The organism is Lentzea sp. NPDC051838 (assembly GCF_040681245.1).
Taxonomy (GTDB): Bacteria; Actinomycetota; Actinomycetes; order Mycobacteriales; family Pseudonocardiaceae; genus Lentzea.
This window is the reverse complement of the sequence record NZ_JBFAYI010000006.1, coordinates 181,577-194,953: the sequence shown is the minus strand read 5'-3', so window position 1 is coordinate 194,953 and position 13,377 is coordinate 181,577. Positions and strand designations below refer to the sequence as shown.

The 13,377-nt window shown below is 69.5% G+C and carries 3 protein-coding genes; all 3 read right to left on the bottom strand.

All coding sequences use genetic code 11. From position 1 onward, the window contains the following. Positions 1-4: 4 nt before the first annotated feature. From AB0M24_RS16825 to AB0M24_RS16815, 3 genes are read right to left on the bottom strand one after another with little or no spacing between them, the layout of a single operon-like run. Complete coding sequence (locus AB0M24_RS16825; RefSeq protein ID WP_363767568.1) at positions 5-949, bottom strand: alpha/beta hydrolase-fold protein; 945 nt, start codon at positions 947-949, stop codon at positions 5-7. Continuing rightward, positions 946-2,637: an ABC transporter ATP-binding protein gene (locus tag AB0M24_RS16820; RefSeq protein WP_363767565.1), complete on the bottom strand. Its 1,692-nt coding sequence runs from the start codon at positions 2,635-2,637 to the stop codon at positions 946-948. Before AB0M24_RS16820 ends, AB0M24_RS16825 begins: the two co-directional genes overlap by 4 nt. Continuing rightward, the gene (locus tag AB0M24_RS16815) at positions 2,624-13,369 is read right to left on the bottom strand and encodes an amino acid adenylation domain-containing protein (protein ID WP_363767562.1); all 10,746 of its coding nucleotides are present in this window, start codon (positions 13,367-13,369) and stop codon (positions 2,624-2,626) included. The genes AB0M24_RS16820 and AB0M24_RS16815 overlap by 14 nt, the downstream gene beginning before the upstream one ends. Between the last annotated feature and the right edge of the window lie 8 nt (positions 13,370-13,377).

The window sequence follows — 13,377 nt, the reverse complement described above, 5'->3', positions numbered from 1 at the left end:
CTCCTCAGAGGTCGTCGAGCAACCAGACGACGTCCCTCAGCAGCGCGTGCCGCCAGCCCACCCGATCGTGGCCCGCGGGGGAGCGGTTCACCTGCACGACCGCGCCTGCCTTGGCGCTCAGTTCTTCCACGGCCTCGCAGTGCCGGTGCATCCGAGGCTCGTGCTCACCGACGTCGAACGCCACCCGCAGCCCCGACAGGTCGCGGTCGCGCAGGCGTTCCGCGGTGTCGCCACCGGCAGGACCGTCGAGCGAGATCCCGTTACCAGGAAGGTCCTGGGCGTACCAGAACGAACCGGACTGGCACGCCACCCGCGACACCAGGTCGGGGAAGTCCAGGGCGGCGTTGAACGCGCTCAGCCCGCCGAGGCTCTGACCGGCCACGACGAACCGCGAGACATCCACGGGAACACCGTTCTCGGAGAGCAACGGCAGCAGCTCATCCCGGATCGCCTGCCACAGAGCGGAAGAGCTGTACTCGGCGTCACGATCCCGTGGCGTGGGCAGGAAAACCAGCGTGGGCATGGCCGAGCCCATCGCGGACTCGAACGCGGCGACGGCCGGGTGCACGTACATCCAGTCGTCGCCGTCGAGCAGCAGCACCACCGCCGGGCCACCCTTGTGCACGCGCACGGTCTTGCGGCCCAGCGAACCGTTCCACCGGATGCGCAGCGAAGGCACGTCCAGCACCTCGTCCGGCCCGACCACCGGCCAGTGCGGCTGCGCCTCCAGGTCCGGGGTCGAGAAGAGCGACCTGTTCGGGCCGGCAGCGGACGGGTTCGAGGGATCGGCGAACTCCTCGCCGTCGGCGAAGAAGTGGTAGGTCACGCGGAACCGCTCGGGCAACGAAACTTCGGCCGACCACAGGTCGCCGTCCTGGCGCAGCTCGACCTCGTCCACCGTGCTTTCGAACCGCAGCGTCGCCGGGCGGTCGAACTGGAACAACGTCATCGGGCCACCGCCAGCTGGTAGGAGGAGTCACTGCCGAGGAGCTCGCGGTGCGTGCCCTCGCCGGTCACCGCGCCGTCGTCGAGCACGAGCACCCGGTCGGCCACGTCGAGCAGCGCCGGGCTGCTGGTGATCACGACGGTCGTCCGGCCGCGCCGCAACGCCGTGACGTTGCGGGCGATCAGCTGTTCGGTCACCGCGTCGACGGCGGTGGTCGGGTCGTGCAGCACCAGGATCGAGGGGTCCGCGGCCAACGCTCGGGCCAGCGACAGGCGTTGCCGTTGGCCGCCGGAGAGGTTCGCGCCGCGGTCGCGCACGGCGTAGTCGAGGCCCTCGGAGTGCAGCGCCACGACGTCGGTCAACATCGCCGCCGAGACGGCCTCCGAGACCAACGAGCTCGTGCCGGACGGATCGACGTTGTCCCGCAACGTTCCCGCGAACACCTCGTGGTGCGAAGGGTTCACCAGAAGGTGCTCACGAACGCTCTCGATGGTCAGCGAGGCGATCTCCTGCTCCGCCACCCGGACGACCCCCGAGTACGAAGACGGCGGCACGTCAACGGAAAGCACCGACGCCAGCTCGGCCGCGGCCTGCGGTTGGTAGGCCGCCACGGCCACGAACTCGCCGGGCCGCACGGAGAACGTCAGATCCCGCAACGTTCCGTGCGTCAGCCCCTTGACCTCAAGACCGCCCTCAGTTCCCGGCACCTCGACACCGGGCGTCATCAGCGGCGGCGCGGCCAGGATCAACGCCATCCGCTCGGCGGAAGCACGCGCGATCATGACGTACTTCGGCATCTCCGAGAACAGCTTCAACGGCTCGATCAGGAACTGCGCCAGCCCGACCACCGTCACCAGCTCGCCGATCCCGATCGTGCCCTGGAACGTCAGGTAGCCGGCCCACAACGTGACAACGGCCGCCAGCAACGAGTTCAGCGCCAAAGCAGCACCCGCGTAGACGCCGTTCACCCGTGCCACGACGATCGACTGCTTCTTCGCTTCGGTGCTCACCCGCCGATACGCCTGGAACGCCGCGTAGCTGCCACCAAAGCCGTGCAGCGGACGCAAACCGGCGATCAGGTCCGACACCTTGGCCCCAGCCCGGGCGACCTTCGCCTGCTGCATCTGGGTGCTGGCGCCGATTCGCCGTGACATCACGCTCAGAACACTGAGAATCGCCGCCGTGCCGACGAACACCAGCACGCCCAACGGCACGCTGATCACCGCCAGCACGACACCCGTGATCACCACCGACACCAGCGAGCTGACCAGCAGCGGCACCACCTCGATGATGTCCGAGGTCTGGTCCGCGTCCTCGGTGGCGATGGTGAGCACCTCGCCGGACTTCAGGTCGACGTCACGTGCCACCGGTTGCAGGCCGCGATCCGCGACCTCGACGCGCCACCGGTGCGCCTCGGTCGTGTTGGCTTTCTGCAGGATCCGCATGCCGAACCGCCACGAGTACGAGACGGTCGCCATGACGAGCCCGAGCGCCAGCAACGCCAGGCCGAGCGAGCTCAGCTGACCGCCGCGCAGCGCGTACTCGACGATCACGCCGAGCAGGATCGGCACGGCGGTCTCGGCGGCCTGGTACATCCCCATCAGCAGGGTGCCACCGGCCATCGCGCCGAGGTTGCGGCGCAGGGCGATCCGCAGGATCTCCCTGCCGGTGCGGACTTCAGTGTTCGTCAACGTGGCGCGCAATCGCTTCGGGGGTGGACAGAGCCATGAGGTCGCGGATCGTGACGACCGGGCCGAACTCGCGGCGCAGCAACCCGATCAGCCGCACGGCGAGCATCGAGTGCCCGCCCAGCTCGGTGAAGCCGCTCGCCATGCCCACCTCGTCCTCGTCGAGGTCCAGTGCCTCGGCGAACATCTCCCGCACCACGACCTCGGTCTCGGTGAGATCGCGGACCTCCTGCTCGACCAGCGTGCCGAGCGGGCGGGCCTCGGGCAAGGCCGAGGTGTCGGCCTTTCCGTTGACCGTCAACGGGATCGCGTCCACTGCCGCGTAGTGCGTCGGCCGCAGGTAGTCCGGCATCCCGGCACCGACCGCCGAAGCGATCGACGGGATGTCCGCGCCGTCGGCCAAGACCAGGTAGGCCGCGAGCCGGTACGCGCCGTCGACCTGCGGGTCGGCCTGCGCGACGGCCGCGACGAACCGGACGTCCGGGTGCGCCGCGAACCGCGCCTCGACCTCGCCCAGCTCGACCCGGTGGCCGCGGATCTTGACCTGCTTGTCGGTGCGGCCCAGGTAGAGCAGGTTGCCGTCAGCACGCCTGATCACCAGGTCGCCCGTCCGGTACATCCGCTCACCCGGCACCCACGGGCACGCCACGAACCGTTCGGCGGACTGCCCCGGCTGCCCGAGGTAGCCACGCGCGATACCCACGCCTGACACGTAAAGCTCGCCCGCGATGCCGTCCGGCACCGGCCGCAGCCACGGGTCCAGCACGTAGACGTCGGTGTTGTCGATCGCCACGCCGACGACCGGGTCGACGCAGTCGAACGTGCCGACGCCCAGCGTGTTGATCGTGTACTCCGTTGGCCCGTAAAGGTTGTAGCCGACGACACCGGGGGTGTCGGCGAGCAGCAGCCACAACGTCGGCGTGACGGCCTCACCACCTAGCAGCACCAGCGGCGGCTTGTGCGCCGAACTCAAAAGCCCCTCGGCGACCAGCTGCTGCGCGTAGGTCGGCGTCACGTTGATGACGTCGATCTCGTGCTCCAGGCAGTACTCCACCAGCCCGGTCGCGTCGCGGCGCAGCTCCTCGTCGCAGATGTGCACCTCGTGGCCGTCGGCGAGCCAGAGCAGCTCCTCCCACGACATGTCGAACGCGAACGACACCGTGTGCGCGATCCGGAACATCCGGTGCCCGTGCTCGGCCAGCACCGGCTCGAAGATCCTGCGCTGGTGGTTGACCAGCATGTTCGTCAGGCCGGCGTACTCCGTCACGACACCCTTGGGCTTGCCGGTCGAACCCGAGGTGTAGATCGTGTAGGCCGCGTGCTTGAGCCGGTTCGGATCACCCGGAGCAAACGTGATCACCGGCTCGGCGGCGGGCCACGGCTCGTCGAGCTTCAACGTCGGCCCCTGGATCCGAGGCGCCACAGCGGATGTCGTGATGATCAACGACGGCTGTGCGTCCTCGATGATCGACGCGATCCGCTCGTCCGGGTGGTCCAGCTCCAGCGGCACGTACGCCGCACCACAGCGCAGGATGCCGAACAGCGCGACGACCCACTCCATCGACCTCGGCACCGCGATGGCGACCGACGTCTCGACACCGATTCCCTTGCCGGACAACACACCGGCGAGGTGTCGGCTGCGGTCCCGCAGTTCCGCGAAGGTCATGGTCCGACCGTGCGAGACGAGCGCGACTCGATCCGGGTTGCGATCAGCGGCCTGGTCGAACAGGTCGACCACCGTGAGGGTGCCGAAGTCGTTGGCGGGGTTGAGCTCCGGCGTCAGCCCCGAGCCGATCGACCCCAGCAGACCGTCCGTGCGGGTCAGCTCGTCGAGCACCTGAAGGTACCCGTCGAACAACCGGTGCGCGAACGCGGGTTCGGTGACGTCGGGCCGGTACTCGACCTTGACCGTGAGCTCCTCGCCCGGCGTCACGACCCACGTGAACGGGAAGTGCGTCGAGTCCTCCGCGTCGTGCTCGATGATCCCGTTCTTCGCGTCGAACTCGGTGAACGTGTCGTCGCCCAGGAAGTTCTGCAGCACGAACAGGCTGTCGAACAGCTGGTCGTGGCCGCTCGCGCGCTGGATCTCGCCGAGGCCGAAGTGCTCGTGCTCCATCGTCGCGACTCGCGAGGCCTGCACCGACGCCAGGAACTCGCCCACGGTGTCGTGCGGCCGTGCGTTCACCCGTATCGGCACGGTGTTGAGCAGAACACCGACGATGCCCTCGGTGCCCTCCTCCTCACGTCCGGACACAGTCACACCGAACACCGCGTCGCCGCGCCCGGTCTCCCGGCCGAGCGCGAGCCCGAGCGCTCCGGTGAGCACCGAGTTCACCGTCACGCCGTGGCGACGTGCGGCCTCACGCACCCGGTGAGACGCTTCGATCGGCAACGTCCGCACGATCTTGGTCGGTAGCGAGTCCGACGTGGACTGTCCACCCAGGAGTGTCGGGCCGGGCAGGTCGGAGAGGTAGTGCGCCCAGAATCGTTGCGCTGCCTCGGCATCCTTCGAGGCCAGTGCACGGGTGTAGCTCTCGAAGCTCGGCGTGGCGGGCGTCGAGTCGACCGGTTCGCCCGCGAGCAAAGCGCGGTAGGCGTCGAACAGATCCTCCAGCACGAGCATGCGCGACCAGCCGTCCCACAGCAGCAAGTGCGTGGTGAACAGCAACGAGTCGTGGCCGTTCGGCAGTCGCAGGATCGTCAGCCGCACCAACGGCGGTGCCGTCAGGTCGAAGCCCGTGGCGCGATCTTCGAGGCGCAACGCCTCGACGGCATCGGAGTTCAGCACGTCGACCGTGCGCACCGGCACCTCGCCGCTGATGCCCAGCACCTGCACCGGCGTGCCGTTCTCGTCGGACTCGAAGGCCGCGCCGACCACCGGGTGCTTCGCGATCACGTGCGTGAGCGCCTTGGCCAGCACGCCGGGGTCGAGCCGCCGGTCGAATGTGAAGAAGCTCTGCGCCACGTACTGACCGGACTTGCCGGCCAGCTCGGCCTGGAAGTACAGGCCGCGCTGCAACGGCGAGACCGGCGCGGTGTGCCGCACGGTCGCCGAGGCGTCCGCGATTCGTTCCAGCGCCAGCAGCCACCGTGCCGCGATCTCGTCCGACACGTCCTCGGTCAGCCCGAACGTGGCGCGCAGCGAGCCGGTGACGTCGACCCAGCAGTTGACCTCGACCGCGTACGGGCTCGGCCGGTTCTCGGGATCGACGTGCAGCGCCTGCGACTCGCTCGCGCGGCCGAGGTAGTTGAACAGCACCTGCGGCCGGGGCAACGCGGCCAGCACGGGCGCGGTCTGCGGGTTCAGGTGGCGCAGCTGGCCGAACGCGACGTGCGCGACCTCGTCCGGTTGCCGTGCGACGACTTCACGGGCCGCCGCGACCGGATCTGTTGCGGGGCTGAGCTTCACGGGCGCGAGCGCGGTGAACCAGCCGACCGTGCGGGTGTAGTCGTGGTGGTCGGCGGCGGGGACGCGGCCGTGTCGTTCGAGGTCGACCACCAGGTCCGTCGGGGTGCCCTGGATCTCGGTGAGCGCGGTCCGCAGCGCGCCGAGCAGCAGTTCGGTCAGGCCGACGCCGAGCGCGTTCGGGGCCTTCTGCACAACGTTGCTGGTGATGTCGCCGGCCAGCGTGACGGTGACCTCGCGCCGTGCGCCGAGCTGCGGCGTGAGCACCGGGGCGTCGAGCGTCTCGATCCACCGGCGCAGGTCGCCGCCGGACTGGGCGTTCAGCGCCAACGCCGCCGCGTACGAGGCGAACGACGTCGTCACCGGCGCGAGCTCTTCGCCGCGCATCGCGACGGCGAGGTCTTCGAGCAGGATCATCCACGACACGGCGTCCACCGCGAAGTGGTGCACCACGACGACGAGCGTGCTGCTGTTCTTCAGCCACGTGAACGCCGCCATGACACCGGCCTCGGCGTCGAGCGTGCGCGCGGCTGCCTCAGCGGCCTCCTGCGGGTCGTCCTCCGACACCACGACGTCGATCTGGGTTGCCGGTTCGGTGCGCAGCGACCACACGCCCTGGTCGGTGTTCAGGCGCAACCGCAACGCGGGATGCGTTGCCACGACCGCGTTCGCCGCGCGCCGGGCGTCGTCGAGGCTCGCGCACGGAAGCTGCCTCGCCTGTGCGAAGAGGTCGAGCGACCCGCCGAGCTCCCGCAACCGCAGCACGATGGGCGTCGGCACGACCGGACCGTCGGAGATCTCTTCCACGACCTGCTGCACCCCGGGCTGCGCGGCGAACTTCTCCACCAGCGCTCGCGGAGTCTTGTGCAGGAACATGTCGCGCGGCGAGATCGCCAGCCCCAGCGCGCGCGCCCGGTTCACGACGCCGATCGCGACGATGCTGTCGCCGCCCGCCATGAAATAGTCGGTGTCGGCGTCCACCTCGGACACCGGCAGAGCAGCGCGGAAGATCTCCACCAGCGCGTCGAGGACAGAGGCGTCCGCCGTGACCACCTGGGCGTCGCCCTGGCGGGCGCGTGCTTCCAGCGCGGTGCGGTCCAGCTTGCCGTTGATCGTGATCGGCAGCGCGTCGAGCGAGAGGAACCGCTGCGGCACCATGTGCTGCGGCAGTTTCGCGGCGAGCACGGACGTGATGTCGGCGGGCAGCGTGCCCACGACGTGCGCGACGAGGTGGTCCGCGGTGTCCGCCACGGTCACGGCCACGTCGGCCACACCTGCGACCTCGCGCAGAACGGTCTCGACCTCACCCAGCTCGATGCGGAAGCCGCGCAGCTGCACCTGGCCGTCGGCGCGGCCGAGGAACTCCAGGTCGCCGTCGAGGTTCCACTTCGCCATGTCACCGGTCTGGTACATGCGGGAGCCGTCACCCGCGAACGGGTCGGCGACGAACCTGCTCGCCGAGAGCCCCGCCCGGTTCGCGTAGCCGTCCGCGAGCTGCGGCCCGGCGAGGTAGAGCGAGCCGACGACACCCGGCCCGACCGGCTTGAGCTGCTCGTCGAGCACGTAGGCCTGCTGGCCGGGCACGGACGAACCGATCGGGCTGCCGTCGGGACGACCGGGCTCGTAGTCGTAGTCGTCGAGCACGTGCCGCGTGGTGTACACAGTGGACTCGGTCGGGCCGTAGCAGTTCGCCAGGTCCGGCCTTTGTGTGCCGTACCGCGCCATCCAGTCGCGCATCCGGCCGGGTTCCAGCACCTCGCCGCCGATGATGAACCGGCGCACGGTCGTGACCGGCTCGCTGTGCTTGTCCGCCTCGATGAACTGGTAGAACGCCGACGGCGTCTGGACGATGAACGTGACGCCGCGCTCGCGCACCATCCGGTGGAAGTCGACCGTCGAGCGGGTCAGGCCACGGTCGGGCACCACCAACTCGGCGCCGTTGGCCAGCGCACCCCAGACCTCCAGCACCGACGGGTCGAACGAGAACGAGTGGAACTGCGTCATCACGTCGTCCGGCCCGAAACCCATGTCCGGCTGGATGTTCGCGAGCAGCGACACCGCGCCGCGGTGCGGCATCACGACGCCCTTGGGCTTGCCGGTCGACCCGGACGTGTAGATCACGTACGCGGGGTGCCGCCAGGTCGCCGGGGTGATCACGCCGGTGCCGGGCACCTCGTCGCCGATCGCGACCACCCGTGCGGCGCTGCCGGTCCTGGCGACGATCGCGGCGAAGCGGTCGCGCTGTTCGGGTGCGATGAGCACGACCTTCGGCGCGCTGTCGGAGATCAGGTACTCGAGCCGGTCGTCCGGGTAGGCCTCGTCCAGCGGCAGGTACGCGCCACCGGCGGACACGACCGCGACGAGCGACACGATCTGCTCCAGCGACCGGGGCACGGCGACGGCGACGCGTTCGTGCGGCCCGACTCCGGCGTTCGCGAGCGTGCGGGCGAGCTGGTTCTTCGCGTCGAGGAGTTGGCCATACGTGAGGGTTTCCGAGGTGCCGTCGAGACGGCAGAACGTCACGGCGCGGGCTTGGGGTGCGCGGCTGGCGGTGGTGTCGAAAAGGTCGGCCAGCGTGGCGGGCTCGACGGCAGGCTGGACGTACAGGGAAGTCTGGATGTTCCCAGCCAGCAATGCGTTCAGCGTGTCGGCGAAGGTCTGCACGATCCGTTGCGCACCCGCCGGGCGGATCACCGCGGTGTCGTGCACCAGGTTGAACCACAGCGAACCGTCGTGCCGGCGCGCGACCACCAGGGTCAGCGGGTAGTGCGGCGCACCCTCGTTGACGACGTCCGCAATGCCGAACGAGTCGCTGCGCAACGAGGTCACGTCCGTCGCGACGTCGAACACCACGAGCGTGTCGAACATCGACCCGGCGTTGGCGAGTCGGCCGATCCTGGTCAGCGACACGTGCTGGTGCGGCAGGACGGCAGTCTGGTGCTCGCGCACCGCGTCCAGCAGTTCGCGAGCCGTCGTCTCGCCGGACCACTTGGCGCGCACGGGAATGGTGTTGATGAACAGGCCGACGAGCTCGTCGATACCGGGCACCTCGGCGTCACGGCCCGACACCGTGGAGCCGAACACCACGTCCTGGCTGCCCAGGATTTCGCCGAGCGTCAGGGCCCACGCGCTGTGCACGGCGACGCTGAGCGACACCCCGGCCGCGCGCACACGTTCGTCCACATCGGACGGCGCGTCCAGGATCATGTCGCCGAACCGCTCGGACGGAACGTGGTCCGGCACGGTGATCGACGGTCCGGGCAAGCCTTCCAGCTCGCGCGCCCAGACGCGGTCGCTCTCGGCAGCGTCGCTTTCGACGAGCCACCGCACGTAGTCGGAGTAGCTGCCGCGCGCGTGCACCGACCCCGGCGCGTCGTACTCGGCCAGCAACGCGCGCAGCATCGGCGGCACCGACCAGCCGTCCGCGATGATGTGGTGCACGGTCTGCACGAGCACGTACTGACGCGGCGCGGTGAGCACCAGCGTGTAGCGCATCAGCGGGCCGGTGCTCAGGTCGAACCCGGCGACGCGGTCGCGTTCGGCGAGCTCGGCGATCTCCTCGTCGGACATGCCCTGGCCGTTCACCGTCGTGAACCCTGGCCGCACACCCGACTCCAGCACCGACACGACCCTGCCGTCGGCGAGGCTCGTGAACCGCGCGGCCAGGTTCGGGAACAGCTCGAACACCCGCGTCGCCGCCGCTTCGAGCCGACGAGCATCGACGGTGCCGGTCAGCGTCAGCAGCTGCTGCTCGACGTACCGGTGCGAGGAGTCGTCGTCGAAGACGGAGTGGAAGTACAGGCCTTCCTGCAACGGCGTCAGCGGCAGGATCTCGCGCAGCTGCGGGGAGTCCAGCGCGTCGACGTCGGCCTGCGTGAGCGGCAGCAACGGGAAGTCGCTGGGGGAGTGGCCACCGGTGGACAGCTCCGCCAGGCCTTCCAGCGCGGTGACGAAGTACTCGCCGATCTGCGCGATGTCCTCGTCGGTGAAGATCCCGTCCGGCCACGAGAGGACGGTGACCAGCTCCAGCTCACCGTCGGCGCCGGGTTCGGCGGAGGCGTTGAACTCCAGGGCGCGCGGCAGCCGCATCGCCGGGTCGCGCTTCTCGCCGAGCTGCCCGGCGTTCTCCGCGAGCTGCCAGTCGCCGGTCGTGCCGCCGGAGAACCTGCCGAGGTAGTTGAACAGCACCTGCGGCCTGGACGCGTCGAAAACCTCGTCTCGCAGGTACCGCAGGGCCCCGTAGGAGACACCGTTCGACGGCACCCGCGCGAGGTCTTCCTTCACCCGCTTCAGCGCGGTGGCCAGATCGTTCGAGCCGGGGTCCACGGTCACCGGGAACAACGTGGTGAACCAGCCGACCGTGCGCGACAGGTCGGGGTCGCGCGGCACGAACCTGCCCTCGCGGCCGTGGCCCTCCAGCTCGATGTGCGCGAACGTCTGGTCCTGGCCGTTGTCGCGCCGCCACTTCGCCAGCGCGACCGCGAGACCCGTCAGCAGCACGTCGTTGACCTTCGCGTGGAACAACGCGGGTACGTCGCCCAGCAACGCGGCGGTGGCCTGGGATCCGACCGTCACGGTGCGGGTCTGCTCGCCCGCAACGACATCTTCATCGGTCAGCTCGCGCCGTCCGAGCAGCTGATCCACGCCCGGCAACGCACGCCGGTAGTAAGCGCCGTCGAAGTCGGCCTGCTCGAGCAACTGAGTCCAGCGTCGGAACGAGGTGCCGACTGGCCGGAGTTCCACCGGGGCACCAGAAGAGACTTGCTGCCACGCCAACGCGAGGTCGTCGAACAGGATGCGCCACGAGACGCCGTCGATCACCACGTGGTGGATCACGAGCACGAGCTGCCGCGCCTCGGGTCGCCACACCGCGCGCAGCATGATGCCCGCGTCGGGGTTGAGGCCCTCGGTCGCGGCTTGCACACACTCTTCGAGCGGTGCGTCGCTCTCCTCCCAGAGCGCATGACCGTCGGTCGGGATGTCGAACGACCAGCTTTCGCCCCGGACCAGCTTGGCGCGCAGCATGTCGTGCCGCGCTACCACCGCGTCGAGGATCTGCGTCAGCGCGTCCGCCGTCAGCTCCGCCGGGGTGTTGAGCACGACCGACTGCACGAACCCGTCGATCGCGTCGGTGGTCTCGCCGAGCCACTGCACGATCGGCAGACCCACCACCGGACCGGTCGGCACGTCGTCGTGGTCGACCGCCGAAGCACCGTCACGTGACGCGACGGCGGCGAGAGCGCGCGGCGTGCGGTTGACGAAGATCTGGGTGGCGGTGACGAACACGCCCTCCGCACGCAAAGCCGACAGCAACGAGATCGCGAGGATGCTGTCGCCGCCCAGTTCGAAGAAGTCCTGGTCGGCGCCGACCTGCTCGACCCGCAGCACCGACGCGACGGCCGCGCAGATCACGGCCTCGTCGTCCGTCTCCGCCGCCGTCACCGGCCCGGTTTCGACGACCGGTTCCGGCAGCGCGCGGCGGTCGAGCTTTCCGTTGGCCGTCAACGGGAACTCGCTCATCACCACGATGTGCGTGGGCACCATGTACTCGACGAGGTTCTCGGTCGCCCACTGCTTCACGGCATCCGACGTCAACGACTCGTCCGACGGAACGACGTACCCGACGAGGTAGTTGCCGCCGGCCGAGTTCTTCCGCACCACGACACAGGTGTGGCGAACCTGGGGGTGCTCGGCGAGGGCGACCTCGACGTCCTCCAGCTCCAGCCGCATGCCGCGGATCTTGACCTGGTTGTCGACGCGGCCGAGGAAGTCGAGCGACCCGTCCGGCGCGAACCGCGCCAGGTCACCGGTCCGGTAGAGGCGCGAACCGTCGTCGGAGAACGGGTTCGCGACGAACCGCGACGCGGTGAGGCCGGGAGCGTTCACATAGCCACGACCGAGCAGGAACCCGCCGAGGTACAGCTCGCCGCCGACACCGACCGGGCACGGCCGCAGCTGGTCGTCGAGCACGTAGAGGTCGGTGTTCGGGTTCGCCTTGCCGATCGACGTCGACAGCCGCTCGGCCTCGCCGCGGTAGATCACGTGCGAGACGCCGATCGTGGCCTCGGCCGGGCCGTAGCCGTGGTACATCGGGATGTCGAGCTGCGTGCGGAACCGGTCGTACAGCTCGGGAGTGAGCACCTCGCCGCCGCACCACACGTGCCGCAGGCTCGCCAGCTCGCCGTCTGAAGCGATGTTCAGCAGCACGTCGAGCATCGACGACACCAGGTACACGAACGTCACCCGGTGCCGGTCGATGGTCTGCAGCAGGTGGTGCGGGTCGCGTTCGCCGCCGGAACGCACGACGACCGTGCGGCCACCGCACACGAGCGGCAGGAAGATCTCGTTGATCGAGATGTCGAACGACAGCGGCGCCTTGAACAGCGAGGCATCCGAGTGTCCGAAGTGGAGGATCTGGTTCACCTGCCACAGCAGGCGTTCGCTGATCGCCTCGTGCCGGATCATCGCGCCCTTGGGGCGGCCGGTCGAGCCGGACGTGAACATCACGTAGGCGAGCTGCGCGCCGGCGATCGTGACGTCGGTGGGATCAGCGGAGTAGCCCTCGAAGCCCCAGTCGTCGAGATCGACCGCGATGGCCTCGGGCTCGTTCTCCTGCCCACTGCCCAGAACCAAGACGACCTGGGCGTCGGTGATCACGGACTCGCGGCGGGACGCCGGCCACTGCGGGTCGAGCGGCACGAACGCGCCACCGGCCTGCAGCACGGCGAGCAGGCTGATCACCATCTCGGCCGAGCGGGGCAGCGAGATGCCGACGACCTGCTCGGTCTTCAGGCCGCGCTCGACCAGGAACCGGGCCAGCTGGTTGGAACGGGCGAGCGCCTCGCCGTAGGTGAAGGCGCGGTCGCCGTCGTTGATCGCCACGGCGTCCGGGCGTTCGGCGGCCTGCGCGCGGAACAGCTCGACGATGCTTGGCCGTTCGCGCGAGAACTCGTTGTCGTTCCACCGGGCCAGGTCCGCGAGCCGCTCGTCCAGCGTCTGCGCGGTGATCGTTCCGATGGCGCGATTGGGGAACTCGGCGAGGTCGTCCAACGCCCGTTGTGCTGCTTGCGCGTCCACGCCCGAGGGGAGAGGAATCCTCCAGCCGTCGGCATCTTCGGCGACGTCCGACTGCTGGCCCTTGTCGGCCCACACGAGCAGGTCGCCGAAAAGCGTTGCGGGCGAGAGGTCGATCCCGTCGACGATCAGCGAGGGATCCACCCAGTGCGTCAGCGCCACCGCGGTAGCGACGGCGATGGTCCGCTGCGGGTACTCACCGGCACGGCGCCGAACGGAGGCGATCCGGTCGGACGAAAGCAGCACCTGTTCCATAAAGGTGA